This window comes from Noviherbaspirillum cavernae, assembly GCF_003590875.1.
Classification (GTDB): Bacteria; Pseudomonadota; Gammaproteobacteria; order Burkholderiales; family Burkholderiaceae_D; genus Noviherbaspirillum; species Noviherbaspirillum cavernae.
Window position 1 is genome coordinate 3768480 of the sequence record NZ_QYUN01000002.1, and the last position, 17459, is coordinate 3785938.

A 17459-nucleotide genomic window follows, 5' to 3' on the forward strand; every position below is an offset into this window, starting at 1 on the left:
ATTGCACGCGGATTGCACCTCCCTCCGGACCATGCGCAAAGTGGCATAATCCGCAAGTCGCGAAAGACTACCCTTCCGCCTGAATCCCCGAAGAACGCCCAGCCATGACCAACGACAGCCAGACGCCGATTGCCGGACTGAATTTTCTGATCGCAGAAGATGATGAATTCCAGCGCCGCTGGCTCACGATGATGCTCGCGAAACTGGGCGTGCAAAACATCATCGAGGCCGACAACGGCCGCACGGCCCTGCGCCTGTTTCAGGACGAGGGCAATGACCAGCGTGCACGGCGCACGATCGACATCGCCTTCATCGATCTGAACATGCCGGACATGGATGGCATCGAGCTGGTGCGGCATCTGGCGAAGGGCCATACGCAAACCGCCATCGTCCTCACGACCGCGCTCGGCTCCTCGCTGCTGTTCTCGGTCGAGACAATGTCGAAGGCGTATGGCATCGACGTGCTCGGCACCTTCGAGAAGCCGGCGACGCCGGAGCTGCTGCAGGAACTCATAGCCAGATACCGGCCGCCGCAACGCGCGCGGAGCAAGGTCGACGATGCCCGGCCCGCCTTCACGCCGGACGATATCCGGCAAGGCCTGGAGGCTGCGCAATTCGACGCCTTTTACCAGCCCAAGGTGGAGCTGGCGACCGGCAAGGTAACCGCGGTGGAAGCGTTCGCGCGCTGGCGTCATCCGCAGCACGGCATCGTGCCGCCGTCGGCCTTCATCCCGGTGCTGGAAGCGGGCGGCGACATGGAAGCCCTGACCTGGCTCATCATCGAACGCGCGGTCGCCGCCTGCCGCGCATGGCATGACATCGGCCTGCCGCTGTCAGTATCGATCAACCTGTCGGCCACCGCGCTCGCCGAGACGGGTCTTGCCGAAAGGATTCTCGCGCACATCGAGCAGCACAAACTTGACACGCAATACATCACTTTCGAGATCACCGAGTTGATCGCGATGACGGACGTGCCGGTGTGCCTGGAGAACCTGGCGCGGCTGCGCATGAAGGGCTTCGGCCTGTCGGTGGACGACTACGGCACCAGCCACTCCAACATGCAGCAATTGCTGCGCATCCCCTTCCTCGACCTGAAGATCGACCGCTCCTTCGTCGCCGGCGCGTCGCACAACCGCGAACTGCGCATCGCCTTGCGCTCGAGCCTGGAGCTGGCGCGCAAGCTGCACCGCAACTCGGTCGCGGTGGGTGTGGAAACGCGCGACGACTGGGACTTGTTGCGCGACATGGGATGCACCTATGCACAGGGTTATTACATCGCACGGCCGATGGAGCGCGATGCCATTCCCGCCTGGATCAAGGAGTGGTCGCACTTCTTTTGACGCCACGCATTCTTCCCTGACGCCAATGCGCGGATGCAATGCATGCGATCGGTGCCGCATGACCCGATTACCCTCCATTCGCCGCATATCGCGCTACACTGTCTGAATGCGCTTTCAACCAATCTCCCTCATGCAGTGCCCATGAAATTTTCCCACCTGATCGAAATCAACGACCCGCTCAACCCTCTGATCGAACGTCTGTCGCGCGGACAGCTGTGGCGCGGGCTGGTACTGCGGGCGGAAAAACCGAAGGCCTTCGTGCCGTGGCTGGATCGCTGCAACATTCTCGATCGTGCCGAGGCATCGATTTCGCGCGAGTTGCACTACGGCGAGTTGATCGTGCACGACCGCGTCACCTTCTTGCCGCAGGAACAGGTGCGTTACCACGTGCCGCAGCAGAAGGACATTCCGGAATCGACGCTGACCATGACGATCGAGGAGCCGGAGCCCGACATCCTGTTCGTGCGCTTCGAATATGACGACGGCGCCAGCGAATCAGCCGATACGGCCGACGCGTTTTACAACGAGTTCCGGCGCACCGCCTACCAGGAATCCGATATCGATACGATCCGCACCATCAGGCAGATGGCGGCAGAGGGAGTGCTTGGCGAAGCGCAATAAAAACGCCCCCGGCCACCCGTGCGCGCGACGACAAGCGGCCGGACCTCGCCCGGCGCTTGCCCGCAATCAAGTCAATGCCGGATGCTGTCCTTCACCCGCTGCGCGCCATAGCGCACCGCATCCTTCACCTTGTCCCATGTGCTGCCCGGATGGCTGGATTCCCAGTCGTTGCGCAGATCCGGTTCCACATCTTCCCAGCGATAGCTTTTGAAGCGCTCGGTAGCGGAGAGCGTCGTGCCATAGCGATAGGCGGCGTCATAGTCCTCGTAGCGGCCGCCCGATTGCCCATACGCGCTTTGCCAGTGACGGCGGAAGTCGGCATCGTCGTCATCGATGGACCCGATTGACGGGTCGTACGCCGGCGTTTCGCCAGCGCGCTGGTATACCTGCACACCGGCGCGCGGCTGACCGGCTTGCCCGCGGTTCTGCTGCATGTTCACCATCGAGTCGGAATCGCGGCTTTGCGCATAGCTGGCGCGCTCCTTGAGAACATCCTCCTCGCTCATGACGGGAATGGAATCGTCATAACCGCTCCAGCCCTGGCTCCTCCAGAACGTGGAACGCTCCTCGATATCGACCGGATCGTAACGGTTCATGATCTCCGTCGCGCGATCGCGCTGCTCGTCGAGCTCGGCGTTGACCGTCAGCACGCAGCTGCCGCGCCGCACCGCTTCCATGTAGGCATCCCGCTGCGGGTGCTTTTCCTCCATCCCGAACAAACTGCGGAAGAAATGGCCGATGCGCGATTCATGCGGCTCGCTGCCGCTTGCCGTGGCCGCTACCGACATCTCCTGCTCCGGATTCAGCTGCACGTCGTCGGGCGCGAATCCCGAAGACAGCAATTCGTTCATGGCATTTTGTGCCTGCGTATAGCTGTCATACACGCCAATTACGGTATTTCCCATGATTCACCTCCGAGGTTGCGGTACGTGATCGCGAGACTTGCGCATCCGAATGCTTGTGAGCAAACCGCAGCGCACTCTCGCGGCTTTCCAGCCGGTGAATATCAACATGACGCATAAGGCATGCCCGCCGTTTTCAGGTTCCTCGACGCGAACCATTCGCGGTCCATTGGCGCGACGGGCGATTGGCGGATTCACGACAGCACCGCTGGAAATTTCCCGGTGGAGAGACATGCGCAAGATTACGGCCCCCTGCAGAACTTACATGGTGGGCGAACGGCCTGTTTCATCGCGATGCAGCGGAGCATGCGATGCGCTCCTCTGGCCTGATGGTGTTGCGGCATGAAAAACGGGCGGACGAGCCTGCGCTCGGTCCGCCCGCCGTGAGGTGCCTTACCGGGTTATGCCGGGGTCGCCAGCTTGAGTCCGACGATGCCCGCAATGATCAGGCCCACGCTGATCAGGCGCGCCGCGTTTGCCGGCTCGCCCAGCAGCACAATGCCGAGGATGACAGTGCCGACCGCGCCAACACCGACCCACACTGCGTAGGCCGTGCCGACCGGCAATGATTTCATCGCGATGCCCAATAGCACGACGCTCACGGTCATCGCCACTGCAGTACCGACGCTGGGCCACAGACGCGTGAAGCCTTCCGTGTATTTCAGGCCGATCGCCCAGACGATTTCGCAGAGGCCGGCAATGAGAAGAATGAGCCAGGACATGGTTTTTCCTTTCCAGAAAGCGGGCCGTCCCGATTGTCGTTGGAGCGGTGAGGTCGTCCCCACTTCCTGATGGAGTGCGCGTGCGTCTGCTGTAGAGCCGCCGGCGCGGAATACTGTAGCGCAAAACCGCAATGTTTGCCGGGACAGCGGTGACCGCAAATTGTCATTTCGCACAAGAAAGGCTCCTGCTTCGGCATGGCAGGCGCGCAGTGCATGCAAGACATGCATTGCACTTTTTGCACGCTCTCAGATATCGACTGGATCGACTTCCAGCGACCATTTCACGCGCGCCTTCATGCCGCGCAGTGCGACCATCCATTCCCTCAGAAAAGCCTGCAATGCAGGACGCGAAGCCGATTCGACCAGCAGCTGCGCGCGCTCGACATTGGCAACGCGCGTGAGGCTCATCGGGATCGGATCGTTGATGGTGATGGCGGGATACGCAATGGCGCGCGATGCTTCCTGCAGGAAATCGAGCGCAGTCTGCAACTCTTTCGACTCGGCGCGCAGCAAGGCCTGATAAATGAACGGCGGCAAGCCCGCATGCTGCCGCTCTTCCAGCAGGCCGAGCGCGAAACTGTCGTAGTCATGCGCCATCACTGCCGCGTACAAGGGGTGCTGCGGATAGCGTGTCTGGATCCACACCTCGCTCGGATTGCCGCCCTCCTTCTGCGCCGCTCGCCCGGCACGCCCGGCGACCTGCATCAGTTGCGCAAACAGGCGTTCGCTGGCGCGGTAATCGTGCGAGAACAGGGCCGTGTCGGGATTGAGCACACCGACCAGCGTCAGGTTGCGGAAGTCATGTCCCTTGGCCACCATTTGCGTGCCGATCAGGATATCGATCTCGCCGCGATGCACGGCGTCGAATGCCGCCTGCGCGCTGCCCTTGCGACGGGTCGAATCGGCATCGATGCGCATGATGCGCGCCTGCGGAAAAACCTGTTGCAGCCCTTCTTCCACACGTTGCGTGCCGCGTCCGAGCGGTTGCAGATCGACGTTGCCGCAGGTCGGGCAGGAACGCGGGATGCGTTGCTCGCATCCGCAGTGGTGGCAGCGCAGCCGCTGCTCCGGCTTGTGCAGCACCATGAACGCGGTGCAGCGCGTGCAATTGCTGATCCAGCCGCAGGCATCGCAGGCGATCACCGGCGAGTAGCCGCGTCGGTTCAGGAACAGCAGCGATTGTTCGCCGCGGTCGAGCCGCTGCTTGAGCGCCGTGACCAGGGTCGAGGTCAGCCCTTCCGCCGGCTTGTCGCGTTCCATGTTGATCAGGCGTACCCGTGGCAGCACGGCATCCCTGACCGCACGCTCGCGCAGTTCGAGCTTGCGGTAGCGGCCCGATTGCGCATGCTGCCATGACTCCAGCGACGGCGTGGCGGAGCCGAGCACGATCGGGATCGCCAGCTGATGCGCGCGCCAGACCGCCAGATCGCGCGCCGAGTAGCGCAGCCCTTCCTGCTGCTTGTACGAAGGATCGTGCTCTTCGTCGATGATGATCAGCTTCAGGTGCGGCAGCGAGGCAAGAATCGCCAGCCGTGTGCCGAGAATGATGCGGGCGCGGCCGAGATGAACCGACAGCCATTGCGCCAGCCGCTCGCCTTCGGCCAGACCGCTGTGCAGGGTCGCCAGTTCGACGCCGGGAAAGCGCGTGCGGATATTGTTTTCCAGTTGCGGCGTCAGGTTGATTTCCGGCACGAGGATCAGTACCTGCGCGGCGGTGCCATCGGCTTCGGCGCGTGCAAGGATTTGCGCCGCGGCCTGCAGATAGACCTCGGTCTTGCCGCTGCCGGTCACGCCATACAGCAGCATGGGCGCGAAGCCCTGGGCCGCCGCAATCGCATCGGCCGCCTGCTGCTGGGCGGCATTGAGCGGCGGCATTGCACGCGGCGCAGGGTCGTGCATCGCTGCGTCTTTGGCAATTTTCTTGAGTGCACGATCGAGCGACACGGTCTTGATAGCCCGCAGGTTTTTCGGCAGACCCGGGATTGCAACCTCGCCCAGCGGGCGCTGATAGTAGTCGGCGGCGAACCGGCACAGCGCCAGCCATTGCGGCGACAGCGGCGGCAGTTGCGCGCGCAGGGCCAGCACATCCTTCAACTTGTTCGCGGGAACCTCGCTTTGCGTTTCGACGGCGATGACTACGCCGACCGCTTCCCGCCTGCCGAACGGAACCACCACCAGCTGGCCGGGCAGCGGCGGTTCGGCGGACTCCGCACTCGCGCTCCAGCGGTAATCGAAGCAGAAGTCAAGCGGTGTATCGAGCGCGATTTGCAGGATGCGATGTTTCACGAACCTAAAGTAGTTGTTGAAATAGTGAGCTAAATAGCGGTTTCATAAGCGCTTTTTCCACTATCCACAAATCCTGTGGATAACTTTGTGGACAAGCACCTCTTGACAGTCGGAAAGCCTTGAACTGGCGCGGTTTCCAATAAATTGCTTATTCGAAAAGCAAAAATAATTCCGTTTAAAATCAATGAGTTATAAAATTCGAATATCCGCACAGAAAAATTTTTATGGCGAACTTATGGTTGCGGGCAAGTTTTCGCAGCATCTATTGTTTGTGAATAAGTTGTGCCGCAGAACTTCAAAAATGTGTCACTTGGGGACATTTTTCGTCCGCCAGCCGTCGCAAATTGTATCGTTCACGCAATGCAGTTTTCGCAAGTTCGACCCAGTATTTCCGTCGAAGTCAAGCGACCCACCTACCCTTCTGCAAGCGGCATGTGCTTGCAGAACTTGAGACGATTTTTCATGAAATGCGCTAACTCCGCGTTTCATAAGCTTTTTTTCAGCTATCCACAAATGCTGTGGATAACTTTGTGGACAACAGCCTCTTGACAGCGCCAGAGCCTTGATTTGACGCGGGTTTCAATAAACTGCCAATCCGACAAGCAAAAAACAAGTCTTTTTAAATCAAGGAGTTACAGATATTGCTCGAGGAAAGAAAATTTATTTTGCGAAATATTTTTGTTGCTGCGCACAAGCCCGCCATATGTGAATAAAGTTCCGCCGGCAGCGGAAAATTCATATGCTTGTGCGCATCACCGGTGCGGCTTGCGCGCCGTTCATGCCTTGCGCATGCTGCGGCTGATGTCGTGCACGGCTTCCACCAGCACCGAGACGGCTTCCGGCGGCGTGAATTGCGAAATGCCGTGGCCGAGATTGAAGACATGGCCGGTTCCCGCCTGCGGCGTCCCGAACGACGCGAGCACCTTGTTCACCTCGGCACGGATCTGCTCCGGATTGGCAAACAGCACGACCGGATCGAGATTGCCTTGCAAGGCGACCCGCTCACCCACGCGGGCGCGCGCCTCGCCGAGATTGACGGTCCAGTCCAGCCCGACCGCGTCGGCGCCGATGTCGGCGATCTGCTCCAGCCACAGGCCGCCGCCCTTGGTGAACACGATGGCCGGAATGCGGACGCCATCCTTTTCACGCTGGAGCTGCGCCATGACTTCGCGCATGTAGTGCAGCGAGAATTGCTGGTAGGCACCATCGGCCAGCGCGCCACCCCAGGTATCGAAGATCATCACGGCTTGCGCGCCGGCATCGATCTGCGCATTCAGGTAGGCGGCAACGGCGGCGGCATTGGTTTTCAGAAGGTGATGCATCAAGTCCGGGCGCTTGTAGAGCATCGACTTGACGGTGCGGAAGTCGTCGGAGCCGCCGCCTTCCACCATGTAGCAGGCCAGCGTCCACGGGCTGCCGGAAAAGCCGATCAGCGGCACCCGGCCGTTCAGGGCCGTGCGAATCTGGGTGACGGCATCGAACACATATTGCAGCGTGCCGAGGTCGGGCGCCTGCAGCGCCAGCACGGCTTTTTCATCGCGCAGCGGCCGCTCGAATTTCGGACCTTCGCCTTCGGCAAAATACAGGCCGAGCCCCATCGCATCGGGCACGGTGAGGATGTCGGAAAACAGGATTGCCGCGTCCAGCGCATAGCGGTCGAGCGGCTGCAGCGTGACTTCAGTGGCGTAATCCGGATTCTTGGCGAGGCCGAGGAAGGAGCCGGCGCGCTTGCGCGTCGCATTGTATTCCGGCAAGTAGCGGCCAGCCTGGCGCATCAGCCACAACGGTGTGTATTCGGTCGGTTGGCGCAGCAGTGCGCGCAGGAAGGTATCGTTCTTGAGGGGGGCGAATTTTGATGACATGGAGGACTTTCGGTAAGTCCGTCATTATCGCCCATACGTCGGCGCTTTGCGTCGATGCGCAGTCGGCCAGACACATTGCCATCGTGTCACGCCTATTGCAGCAGATGATGGCGCTCCTCGTCCGCCACGCGCCGGATATAGGCGGCGAAATCCGGATCTTCCCCGCGCAATAGTTGCGGCAGGAAATAGTAGAAGTCCTCCCGCCGACACCATTCGCGCATGTAGTCGTCCCACGAGTTCCAGCGCCGCAGCGCCACCCCCTTCAGGTCAGGTTCGTAGGACACGATGTAGGCGCGCTCGAACAATGCAATCAGCATTTCAAAGATGATCAGCGTGCGTTCGCGCTGATCGTCGCTCATGTCGAGCCGCGTACTCGCATTGCGCCGCAATTGCAGGTCGGGATTGTCGAGCACGATTTTCAGGAAGTCGTTGTAGGCGTTTTGCAGCATCTGATACGCCTCCTCGTCTTCGGAATCGCGCTCCCTGCGCTGCTCATACAGAAAAAGAAAGATCGCGAACGGCAGACCGAACACGGTCACGACGAAGCTGGCGGTTTCCCAGAAATCAGGGTTCGAAAGGAAATCCATGACATCAGGCGGGCTGTTGAGGTTACGGCTATCGTAACGCCAATTGCCCTTGCGCCAAAGAAAGGCATGTCGCTGACGCGCGGCAGCTCATGGTTTCTCATTGAATATCCCGCTGTGCAGACACTGCTCGGCGAGCTGTTGTGCCCATGCATTGCAGCCGCGCGCGGAAGGATGATAGCCATCGACTGCCATCAACGCGGGATCAGCCGGATCGAGCGCCAATGGAACGTGGAGCAAGCGCGGTATCGTCCTTGCCAAATCACAGGCAGCGGCATCGAGTGTGCGGGCTTTCATTCCCATGATCCAGCGTAGCGGTTGCGGCAATGCCGGAAAATGCTGCAGCGGCGGCACGCCGGACAGCAGGATGAGTCGCGGCGTGCAACGTTCCTGCAATGCGGCCAGGACGTGGCCCAGGTCGTCGCGCCATCGCGCCACCGAACGAAACGCGGTTGTATCGTTGACGCCGAATGCAACAAGTGCGACATCGATTTGTCGCTGCGGAAGTTGCGGCACCAATATTTGCAGCGCGTCTGCCGCCGTCGCGCCGTTCTTGCCCAAGGCTTGCCATGCAACAGACTGATGCAGCCGCCCGGACAGTGCGTGGGCGAATTGCCCGGTAATCGCTTCGGCATGCGTGCCGACGCCGACGCCTGCCACTGGCGACTCGCCCAGCGTCAGCAAATGCAATGGCTTCGTCGTGCCATATGTCTCGCCAGTGATGCCGGAAGTCGGCCCGGAGGCTTCGGGCAGGCGCGGCGTGACATGCCGGGTGTATCTGCCCTGCGCGATGAGAAACGGCAGCAGCGGCAGAGCAATCAATTCGGGCAGCCAGTGGCGCATGGGAAGGAATCCATATACGAAGGAACGACGCGAATGCCGAAGTGGAAACTTTCCGGAGGTGGTGGCGGACGGGCCTACTGCGTCGCCTGCATATGCTCGATCTTGAGACACTTGTCCATCACCACGGCCAGTCCCGCCTGCCCGGCGCTTGCGGCGGCCGCCTGATTCACGATGCCGAGTTGCATCCACACGCAGCGCGCCCCGATCGCGATCGCCTCTTCCACGATTGGAGGGATATCTTCCGACTTGCGAAAGCAATCGACCAGATCGATTGCCATTCCTTTTTCCGACAACGCTGCAGCCGCCTGTACGAGCGTGGCATGGCAATGTTCTCCAAGAATGTGAGTGCCTGCATACGTGGGATTGACAGGGATGATCCGGTAGCCGTGTGCCTGCAGATATTCGGCAACCTCATGGCTCGGACGATTCGTTTTGGCTGACAGGCCTACCACGGCAATCGTGCGGCAATTCGCAAGCAATTCCGGAATGGAGGGAGGAAGTTGGCTCATGGAGAAAGTCGCCTCGGAAAATGAAAAAGGCAGCCGAAGCTGCCTTTTCATTGTACCGCCTGCCCGAATCAGCGTTTTTGACGCAACTTCTGAATCGCCTGCAATTGCGCAATCGCTTCGGCCAGTTCCGCCTGCGCTTTCGCGTAATCGATCTTCGATTCCTTGTTGGCCAAGGCTTCCTCCGCCAGTTTCTTCGCTTCAGCCGCCTTCGCTTCGTCCAGATCGTGCCCGCGAATCGCGGTATCGGCCAGCACGGTGACCTTGTTCGGCTGCACTTCGAGGATACCGCCAGCCACGAAGACGAATTCATCTTCGGCCTGACCTGGCACCTTGATGCGCACCGAGCCCGGACGAATGCGCGTGATCAAGGGCGTGTGCATGGGATAGATGCCCAGCTCCCCCGACTCACCCGGCAATGCGACGAACTCGGCCTCGCCGGCGAAGATTTCTTCTTCGGCGGAGACGACGTCTACATGAATAGTGTTTGCCATGTGGTTTCCTGTCCGGCGCGCCGCTCCCGCCAAGCGTTGACTGCGGGGACGACTCGCCTTGGATTAGCTGAATTAGCCGATTTTTTTGGCTTTTTCGATTGCTTCCTCGATCGTGCCAACCATGTAGAACGCTTGTTCCGGCAGGTGATCAAGTTCGCCGGAAGCGATCATCTTGAAGCCCTTGATCGTGTCCTTCAGCGAAACGTATTTGCCCGGCGAGCCGGTAAACACTTCAGCAACGTGGAACGGCTGCGACAGGAAACGCTGCATTTTACGTGCGCGCGCCACCACCAGCTTGTCTTCCGGTGCCAGTTCGTCCATGCCCAGAATCGCGATGATGTCGCGCAATTCCTTGTAGCGCTGCAACGTACCCTGAACAGCGCGTGCAGTTTCATAGTGATCCTGACCGACGACATTCGGATCGAGCTGACGCGAGGTCGAATCCAGCGGGTCCACCGCAGGATAGATACCGAGCGAAGCGATGTCACGCGACAACACAACGGTGGAGTCCAAGTGCGCAAACGTGGTTGCCGGCGACGGGTCGGTCAAGTCATCCGCAGGGACGTAGACGGCCTGGATCGAGGTGATCGAACCGGTCTTGGTCGAGGTAATACGCTCTTGCAGACGGCCCATTTCCTCGGCCAGCGTCGGCTGATAACCCACCGCGGAAGGCATGCGGCCCAGCAGCGCGGACACTTCGGTACCGGCCAGCGTGTAACGGTAGATATTGTCGACGAAGAACAGAACGTCTTTACCTTCATCACGGAAGGATTCCGCAATGGTCAGACCGGTCAGCGCCACGCGCAGACGGTTGCCCGGCGGCTCGTTCATCTGGCCGTACACCATCGCGACCTTGGAGTTCGCCAGGTTGTCGAGATCGACGACCTTGGAATCGGCCATTTCGTGATAGAAGTCGTTACCCTCACGAGTACGCTCACCCACGCCGGCGAACACGGACAGACCGGAGTGCGCCTTCGCGATGTTGTTGATGAGTTCCATCATGTTCACGGTCTTGCCCACACCTGCGCCGCCGAACAGACCAACCTTGCCGCCCTTCGCGAACGGGCAAACCAGGTCGATAACCTTGATACCTGTTTCAAGCAAATCCTGCGATGGGGAAAGCTCGTCGTAAGCGGGAGCCTTGCGGTGAATTGCTGCGCGCATGTCGGTTGCAACCGGACCACGTTCATCGATCGGATTGCCCAGCACGTCCATGATGCGGCCCAGCGTTGCCGGACCGACCGGCACCGAAATCGGCGCGCCGGTGTTCTGGATCAACATGCCGCGGCGCAGACCTTCGGAAGAGCCCAGCGCAATGGTACGGACGATGCCGTCACCCAATTGCTGCTGCACTTCCAGGGTCAGCTCGGAGCCTTCCATCTTCAGGGCATCGTACACCTTGGGCATTGCGTTACGCGGAAACTCCACGTCCACCACAGCGCCGATACACTGAACGATTTTGCCATCAGCCATTTTCGTTCCTTCAAATATAAAATTTAGATTCTGTTCAACGCGCTTGCGTCATCAAACCGCAGCCGCACCGGCGACGATCTCGGAGAGTTCCTTGGTAATCGCAGCCTGACGTGTCTTGTTGTACACCAGCTTCAATTCACCAATGACGCTACCCGCGTTATCGCTTGCCGCTTTCATCGCCACCATGCGCGCCGATTGCTCGGACGCCATGTTTTCCGCGACGGCCTGGTAGATCAGCGCTTCGACATAGCGCACCAGCAGTTCGTCGATGACCGTCTGCGCATCCGGCTCGTAGATGTAATCCCAGGAATGGGATCCCTTGTCCGCCTGCATGCGATCCGACGACAATGGCAGCAACTGGTCCATCATCGGTTCCTGCTTCATCGTATTGATGAAGCGGGTGTAGCAGAGGTAGACCGCGTCGAGCTTGCCTTCCTGGTAGGCATCGAGCAGCACCTTCACCGGGCCGATCAGCTTTTCCAGATGCGGCGTGTCGCCGAGCTGGATCGCATGCGACACGACCTTCGCACCGACACGATTCAGGAAACCCAGACCCTTGTTGCCGATTGCGACAGCTTCGATCTTGACGCCCTGGCCTTCCAGCTCGCGCACCTTGGTGGTCACGGAACGCAACACGTTGGTATTCATGCCGCCGCACAAACCCTTGTCGGTCGTGACGACGATGATGCCCACGGTTTTCGCCTTGTCCTGCTTGACCAGGAACGGATGCGTGTATTCCGGATTGGCTTGCGACAAGTGAGACGCGATATTCCGAATCTTGTCACTGTAGGGACGGGCCGACCGCATCCGGTCCTGCGCCTTGCGCATTTTGGATGCGGCGACCATTTCCATCGCCTTGGTGATCTTCTTCGTATTTTCTACGCTCTTGATCTTGCCACGTATCTCTTTACCTGCAGCCATGAGAGTTGACTCCTTTAGCTAGCGGCTCAGAATGTTTTCTTGAAATCAGCAATCGCGGTGGCGAGTTGTGCTTCGCCGTCTTTATCGAGTTGCTTGGTCTCTTCAATTTTCTGCAGCAGCGCAGCGTGGCTGGTCTTCATGAAATTGTGCAGACCGGATTCAAAGGCCAGTACTTTCTTCACGTCGATATTGTCGAAGTAACCCTTGTTGACCGCAAACAGCGATACAGCCATCAGGGAAATCGGCAGCGGCGAGTATTGCGGCTGCTTCAACAGTTCGGTCACGCGTGCGCCGCGGTCCAGCTGCTTGCGGGTCGCTTCGTCGAGGTCGGATGCGAACTGCGCGAACGCGGCCAATTCACGATACTGCGCCAAGTCGGTACGGATACCGCCGGACAGGCCCTTGATGACCTTGGTCTGCGCAGCGCCACCAACGCGCGACACCGAAATACCGGCGTTGATCGCGGGGCGGATACCGGCGTTGAACAGCGAAGTTTCCAGGAAGATCTGGCCGTCGGTAATCGAAATCACGTTGGTCGGAACGAACGCGGACACGTCACCGGCTTGTGTTTCAATGATCGGCAATGCAGTCAACGAACCGGTCTTGCCCTTGACTTCACCCTTGGTGAAGGCTTCGACGTAATCCGGGTTCACGCGTGCAGCGCGCTCCAGCAAACGGCTGTGCAGGTAGAACACGTCGCCCGGATACGCTTCGCGTCCTGGCGGACGGCGCAACAGCAGCGAGACCTGACGGTAAGCAACAGCCTGCTTGGACAGATCGTCATAGACAATCAGGGCATCTTCACCGCGATCGCGGAAATATTCGCCCATGGCGCAGCCGGAGTAAGCCGAGATGTATTGCATCGCAGCCGACTCGGATGCGGACGCGGCAACGACGATGGTGTATTCCATCGCACCGTTGGCTTCCAGAGCGCGCACCATGTTCTTGATCGTTGATGCTTTTTGGCCGATGGCGACATAGATACACACCATGTCCTGGCCTTTTTGATTGATGATCGTGTCAACCGCCACGGCAGACTTGCCCGTTTGACGGTCGCCGATGATCAATTCACGCTGACCGCGGCCGATCGGCACCATCGAGTCAATCGCCTTCAGGCCGGTTTGCATCGGCTGCGACACGGATTGACGCGCGATAACGCCCGGTGCAATTTTTTCAATCGGGGACGTCAGCTTGGTGTTGACCGGGCCCTTGCCATCGATCGGCTGCCCCAGTGCATTGACCACACGGCCTTTCAGTTCGGGGCCGATCGGCACTTCCAGAACGCGGCCGGTCGTCTTGACGGTATCTCCTTCGGAAATATGCTCATATTCACCGAGAATAACGGCGCCGACGGAGTCGCGCTCGAGGTTCAGCGCGAGGCCGAAGGTGTTGCCCGGAAATTCCAGCATTTCGCCTTGCATCGCGTCGGAAAGACCGTGAATGCGAACGATGCCGTCGGTCACGGAAATGACCGTGCCTTGATTGCGAATCTCAGCGGTATCGTCAAGGCCCTGGATCCGGCTCTTGATCAGTTCGCTGATTTCAGACGGGTTGAGTTGCATACTAACTCCTAAAATTTGTTTCTCTGCTTACGCTAGGGGCTCGGACCTTGATTACGATGTCAGCGCAATCTGCATTTGTTGCAGTCTGCCGCGCACCGAGGCATCGAGCACTTCGTCACCAACCAACACACGCACACCGCCGATCAGCGAAGGGTCGACCGTCACCGAGGGGTTGATCTTGCGACCGAATTTCCGTTCCAGCGTTGCCACCAGGTCTTTCACTTGTGCGTCGGACATCTCGAAAGCGCTCGTGATTTCCGCATCCGCTGCGCCTTCCTGCGCATTCTTCAACGCATGGAATTGCTCGGCGATTTCCGGCAACAAGGTCAGGCGGTTGTTTTCGACCAGCATCGCGACGAAGTTTTTCGCTTCGGCACCGACATTGGACTTCAACAGCGACAGAAACGTTTCGGCAACCAGTTGATCCGACAGCTTCGGATTGCTGGCGAACTCCTTGACCTCGGCGAGGCCTGCGACCTGTGCCATTTCCGACACGAGGCCGGACCATGCTGCGAGGTCGCCGGACTTGGCCACGCGGAACAGGGCTTCTGCGTAAGGACGAGCGATCGTTGCGAGTTCAGCCATGATTACAGCTCAGTCTTCAGTTGGTTCAGCAGATCGGCGTGCGCCGCTGCGTTCACCTCACGCTTCAGAATCTGCTCGGCACCCTTGACCGCGATCGTGGCGACCTGGTTGCGCAGTTCTTCGCGTGCACGAGTCACCTGCTGTTCCGCGTCCGCCTGGGCGGCGGCGATGATGCGAGCCGCTTCTTCAGCAGCGGTTTTCTTGGCATCGTCGATAATCGATTGCGCGCGCTTTTCGGCATCGATAATGCGCTTTTGGCCTTCGTCACGAGCCGAAGCCAGTTCAGCCTGCGCGCGCTTTTCGGCGGCAGCCATCTCGGCTTTGCCCCGGTCGGCGGCAGCCAGACCGTTCGCGATCTTCTCGGCGCGCTCATCGAGCGCTTTCATCAGCGGCGGCCACACGAATTTCATCGTGAACAACGCGAGGATGAAGAAGACCACGAACTGTGCAAACAAGGTTGCGTTTAAGTTCACGGTGATTTCCTTCTCAGAATAACGAGTGCCGAACGCGAAGGTCCGGCAGTTGAGAATCGGCCAGGAAGCCGAATTACTTCGCGATGAACGGATTCGCGAAAGCAAACAGCATGGCGATACCAACACCGATCAGGAACGCCGCGTCGATCAGACCTGCCAGCAGGAACATCTTGGTTTGCAGGGTGTTCATCAACTCGGGTTGACGAGCAGACGCTTCCAGATATTTACCGCCCATGATTGCGATACCGATACAAGCGCCGATCGCGCCCAGACCGATGATCAAACCGCAAGCCAAAGCAACAAAAGAGACGTCAGTCATTTGAATTCCTTCAAGGTTAAGTTAAAGACAAATTTAAAAACTAAAAAACAAAACTGCTACAGCTACTATCTTTCGATTCTTTAATGGCCTTCATGCGCCTGGCCGATGTACACCAGCGTCAGCATCATGAAAATGAACGCCTGCAGGAACACGATCAGGATGTGGAAGATCGCCCACATCGAACCGGCAACCACTTGCCCGAGGAAGCCGAAGGCGGTGGCTGTCGAACCCAGCAACGCGATCAGCAGGAACAGCAACTCACCTGCGTACATGTTGCCGAACAACCGCATGCCGAGCGACACGGTTTTCGCCGCATATTCGATGATGTTCAACAGCAGATTGAACGGCGCGAGCCAGATGCCGAACGGCGCGGCAAACAGTTCATGGATCCAACCGCCGACGCCCTTGATTTTCAGGCTGTAATAAATCATCAGCGCCAGCACACCGAGCGCCATGCCGAGCGTGCCATTGAGGTCGGCGGTCGGCACCACGCGGTGATGGATATCGATGCCGATCATGCTGAAAATACTGGCAAACAAGTCGACCGGCAGGAAGTCGAGCGAGTTCATCAGGGCCACCCAGACGAACACGGTCAGGGCGAGCGGTGCGATGAAACGGCGGTCGCCGTGCACAATGGCCTTCGACTGGTCTTCCACCATTTCGACAACCATTTCGACCAAGGCCTGGAAACGGCTCGGCACGCCGGACGTGGCACGGCGCGCGGCCAGCCACATCAGCAGGCAGCCGAGCACGCCGGCAAACACGGACCAGAAAATGGTATCGACGTTGAGGATCGAAAAATCGACGATCTTGTCTTGATGCCTGGTGGAGAGATGTCCGAGATGGTGGACGATGTATTCAGACGCGGTTGGCGCGTGTGCTGCCGCTTCAGTCGTTGCAGATGACATGTCAGTGCCTAAATAATAAGATGATGTAACTTTTCAGCGCCACGATGAAGGCGGCGATCAGCGCCAGCCAGTTCAAATCGCGATACAGCCAAGCGACCGCGAACAACAGCGCGACCGTCAATGCAATCTTGATAAATTCGCCGATGAAAAACGTCATCGGGTTGGCGGTGCCGGGCTTTTGCGTGCTGACAAACAAGCGCAATGCTAACAAGCCGTTTGGCACCACACAGCACAATCCACCGAGAAGCGCCGATACCAGCGCATGCACCCCACCCAATAGACCAGCGATACCGCTAACGATGACCGTTGTAACAAGTTGCAGCAGGACTAGGCGAAGCATAACTGTCCAAGATCGTGCAACCCGTGGGCCTTTGTGGCGCCCGGTACGGGCCGTGGTGAATTCTTTGTGGTACGTTCTGTGAAGCCACGGGATTATAAGGGTTTTCCACAGATTGGGTCAATTATTTGCCCTGGCGCATTACACAGGCGGACAATCACAGGCGCAGGTCAGCCGCCTGCCAACGCCGCCAGCCAGCCGTGTCCCTGCGGCCAGTTGGCGAGACCGCTGTCGGCATTGATGTGGCCGCGCGGCCCGATGTCGTGGAATTGCGCGCGCCACTGGACCGCCCACGACTGCGCGCGCGGCAAGGCGCACCACGGATCGTTCGAGGAGGCGGCGACGATGGCGGGAAACGGTAATGGATTGCGCGGCATGGGCGCGAATCCGGTAGCGAAAGAGGGGAAGTTGTCGCGCTCCACATCCGGCGGCGCTGCCAGCAGTGCGCCCTTCACCTTTGCGGCATGCGGCGTGCCGCCTCGCTCCGCGGCCCACCATGCGGTCAAGGCGCAGCCGAGGCTGTGCGCTGCGAGCAGCACACCCGCCTCCGCTTCCTGAATGGCGGCGTCGAGCGTCGCGACCCACTCGCTGCGGTCGGGACTGTCCCAATTGCGCTGCTGCACGCGACGCGCGTTCGGCAGTTGCCGCTCCCACAGCGTCTGCCAATGGCCTTCGCCGGAATTGAACAGGCCGGGAAGAATCAGGATCGCGGTCGTCATGC

At 59.4% G+C, this 17459-nt stretch carries 19 protein-coding genes; 2 read left to right on the plus strand and 17 right to left on the minus strand.

Translation table 11 applies throughout. The features are described 5' to 3' along the window. Nucleotides 1-104: 104 nt before the first annotated feature. Both D3870_RS17780 and D3870_RS17785 read left to right on the plus strand, forming a co-directional pair. Nucleotides 105-1340 carry an EAL domain-containing response regulator gene (locus D3870_RS17780; RefSeq protein WP_119741210.1) on the plus strand — a complete coding sequence of 412 codons (1236 nt, stop codon included), beginning with the start codon at nucleotides 105-107 and terminating at the stop codon, nucleotides 1338-1340. Nucleotides 1341-1481: 141 nt separating this feature from the next. Beyond that, on the plus strand, nucleotides 1482-1961 hold the full coding sequence (locus D3870_RS17785) for an SRPBCC family protein (protein WP_119741212.1): 480 nt from the start codon (nucleotides 1482-1484) through the stop codon (nucleotides 1959-1961). A 71-nt stretch (nucleotides 1962-2032) separates the two neighbouring features. On the opposite strand, the gene D3870_RS17790 is transcribed toward D3870_RS17785, so the two are convergent. The 17 genes from D3870_RS17790 to D3870_RS17875 form a co-directional block, all read right to left on the minus strand. Beyond that, a complete protein-coding gene (locus tag D3870_RS17790; protein WP_119741214.1) occupies nucleotides 2033-2866 on the minus strand; it encodes a hypothetical protein in 834 nt (277 codons plus the stop codon). Nucleotides 2867-3264: 398 nt separating this feature from the next. After that, nucleotides 3265-3585 (minus strand): quaternary ammonium compound efflux SMR transporter SugE, encoded by a 321-nt coding sequence (gene sugE / locus D3870_RS17800; RefSeq protein ID WP_119741219.1) that lies wholly within the window; start codon nucleotides 3583-3585, stop codon nucleotides 3265-3267. Between the two features lie 246 nt (nucleotides 3586-3831). After that, on the minus strand, nucleotides 3832-5871 hold the full coding sequence (locus D3870_RS17805) for a primosomal protein N' (protein WP_119741222.1): 2040 nt from the start codon (nucleotides 5869-5871) through the stop codon (nucleotides 3832-3834). A 776-nt stretch (nucleotides 5872-6647) separates the two neighbouring features. Continuing rightward, nucleotides 6648-7733 (minus strand): uroporphyrinogen decarboxylase, encoded by a 1086-nt coding sequence (hemE, locus tag D3870_RS17810; RefSeq protein WP_119741224.1) that lies wholly within the window; start codon nucleotides 7731-7733, stop codon nucleotides 6648-6650. A gap of 92 nt (nucleotides 7734-7825) precedes the next feature. Next, nucleotides 7826-8320 (minus strand): hypothetical protein, encoded by a 495-nt coding sequence (locus tag D3870_RS17815; protein ID WP_119741227.1) that lies wholly within the window; start codon nucleotides 8318-8320, stop codon nucleotides 7826-7828. A gap of 87 nt (nucleotides 8321-8407) precedes the next feature. Beyond that, nucleotides 8408-9160, minus strand: coding sequence for an SGNH/GDSL hydrolase family protein (locus D3870_RS17820; RefSeq protein ID WP_119741229.1), 753 nt, complete (start codon nucleotides 9158-9160; stop codon nucleotides 8408-8410). Between the two features lie 74 nt (nucleotides 9161-9234). Then, nucleotides 9235-9669, minus strand: coding sequence for a CoA-binding protein (locus tag D3870_RS17825; protein WP_119741231.1), 435 nt, complete (start codon nucleotides 9667-9669; stop codon nucleotides 9235-9237). Nucleotides 9670-9737: 68 nt separating this feature from the next. Continuing rightward, complete coding sequence (locus D3870_RS17830; RefSeq protein ID WP_119741234.1) at nucleotides 9738-10160, minus strand: F0F1 ATP synthase subunit epsilon; 423 nt, start codon at nucleotides 10158-10160, stop codon at nucleotides 9738-9740. 72 nt (nucleotides 10161-10232) lie between these two features. After that, a complete protein-coding gene (gene atpD / locus D3870_RS17835; RefSeq protein ID WP_119741236.1) occupies nucleotides 10233-11633 on the minus strand; it encodes a F0F1 ATP synthase subunit beta in 1401 nt (466 codons plus the stop codon). 51 nt (nucleotides 11634-11684) lie between these two features. Further along, nucleotides 11685-12554 (minus strand): F0F1 ATP synthase subunit gamma, encoded by an 870-nt coding sequence (atpG, locus tag D3870_RS17840; protein ID WP_119741237.1) that lies wholly within the window; start codon nucleotides 12552-12554, stop codon nucleotides 11685-11687. Nucleotides 12555-12580: 26 nt separating this feature from the next. Further along, nucleotides 12581-14116, minus strand: a complete 1536-nt coding sequence (atpA, locus tag D3870_RS17845) for a F0F1 ATP synthase subunit alpha (protein ID WP_119741239.1) — start codon at nucleotides 14114-14116, stop codon at nucleotides 12581-12583. Nucleotides 14117-14167: 51 nt separating this feature from the next. Continuing rightward, nucleotides 14168-14701, minus strand: coding sequence for a F0F1 ATP synthase subunit delta (locus D3870_RS17850; protein ID WP_119741241.1), 534 nt, complete (start codon nucleotides 14699-14701; stop codon nucleotides 14168-14170). Nucleotides 14702-14703: 2 nt separating this feature from the next. After that, nucleotides 14704-15174, minus strand: coding sequence for a F0F1 ATP synthase subunit B (locus tag D3870_RS17855; RefSeq protein WP_119741243.1), 471 nt, complete (start codon nucleotides 15172-15174; stop codon nucleotides 14704-14706). A gap of 73 nt (nucleotides 15175-15247) precedes the next feature. Beyond that, nucleotides 15248-15493: a F0F1 ATP synthase subunit C gene (atpE, locus tag D3870_RS17860; protein ID WP_006461334.1), complete on the minus strand. Its 246-nt coding sequence runs from the start codon at nucleotides 15491-15493 to the stop codon at nucleotides 15248-15250. Between the two features lie 80 nt (nucleotides 15494-15573). Further along, a complete protein-coding gene (gene atpB / locus D3870_RS17865) occupies nucleotides 15574-16401 on the minus strand; it encodes a F0F1 ATP synthase subunit A (protein ID WP_119741245.1) in 828 nt (275 codons plus the stop codon). Between the two features lies 1 nt (nucleotide 16402). Continuing rightward, nucleotides 16403-16741, minus strand: coding sequence for an ATP synthase subunit I (locus D3870_RS17870; protein WP_119741247.1), 339 nt, complete (start codon nucleotides 16739-16741; stop codon nucleotides 16403-16405). Between the two features lie 167 nt (nucleotides 16742-16908). Next, the gene (locus D3870_RS17875) at nucleotides 16909-17457 is read right to left on the minus strand and encodes an RBBP9/YdeN family alpha/beta hydrolase (RefSeq protein ID WP_119741249.1); all 549 of its coding nucleotides are present in this window, start codon (nucleotides 17455-17457) and stop codon (nucleotides 16909-16911) included. Between the last annotated feature and the right edge of the window lie 2 nt (nucleotides 17458-17459).

Coding starts and splice junctions, on each gene's coding strand:
- hemE (WP_119741224.1), bottom strand. CDS start 7,733: ATGTCATCAAAATTCGCCCCCCTCAAGAACGATACCTTCCTGCGCGCA.
- D3870_RS17830 (WP_119741234.1), bottom strand. CDS start 10,160: ATGGCAAACACTATTCATGTAGACGTCGTCTCCGCCGAAGAAGAAATC.
- D3870_RS17815 (WP_119741227.1), bottom strand. CDS start 8,320: ATGGATTTCCTTTCGAACCCTGATTTCTGGGAAACCGCCAGCTTCGTC.
- atpB (WP_119741245.1), bottom strand. CDS start 16,401: ATGTCATCTGCAACGACTGAAGCGGCAGCACACGCGCCAACCGCGTCT.
- atpE (WP_006461334.1), bottom strand. CDS start 15,493: ATGACTGACGTCTCTTTTGTTGCTTTGGCTTGCGGTTTGATCATCGGT.
- D3870_RS17875 (WP_119741249.1), bottom strand. CDS start 17,457: ATGACGACCGCGATCCTGATTCTTCCCGGCCTGTTCAATTCCGGCGAA.
- D3870_RS17785 (WP_119741212.1), top strand. CDS start 1,482: ATGAAATTTTCCCACCTGATCGAAATCAACGACCCGCTCAACCCTCTG.
- atpA (WP_119741239.1), bottom strand. CDS start 14,116: ATGCAACTCAACCCGTCTGAAATCAGCGAACTGATCAAGAGCCGGATC.
- D3870_RS17870 (WP_119741247.1), bottom strand. CDS start 16,741: ATGCTTCGCCTAGTCCTGCTGCAACTTGTTACAACGGTCATCGTTAGC.
- sugE (WP_119741219.1), bottom strand. CDS start 3,585: ATGTCCTGGCTCATTCTTCTCATTGCCGGCCTCTGCGAAATCGTCTGG.
- D3870_RS17820 (WP_119741229.1), bottom strand. CDS start 9,160: ATGCGCCACTGGCTGCCCGAATTGATTGCTCTGCCGCTGCTGCCGTTT.
- atpD (WP_119741236.1), bottom strand. CDS start 11,633: ATGGCTGATGGCAAAATCGTTCAGTGTATCGGCGCTGTGGTGGACGTG.
- D3870_RS17825 (WP_119741231.1), bottom strand. CDS start 9,669: ATGAGCCAACTTCCTCCCTCCATTCCGGAATTGCTTGCGAATTGCCGC.
- D3870_RS17850 (WP_119741241.1), bottom strand. CDS start 14,701: ATGGCTGAACTCGCAACGATCGCTCGTCCTTACGCAGAAGCCCTGTTC.
- D3870_RS17790 (WP_119741214.1), bottom strand. CDS start 2,866: ATGGGAAATACCGTAATTGGCGTGTATGACAGCTATACGCAGGCACAA.
- atpG (WP_119741237.1), bottom strand. CDS start 12,554: ATGGCTGCAGGTAAAGAGATACGTGGCAAGATCAAGAGCGTAGAAAAT.
- D3870_RS17780 (WP_119741210.1), top strand. CDS start 105: ATGACCAACGACAGCCAGACGCCGATTGCCGGACTGAATTTTCTGATC.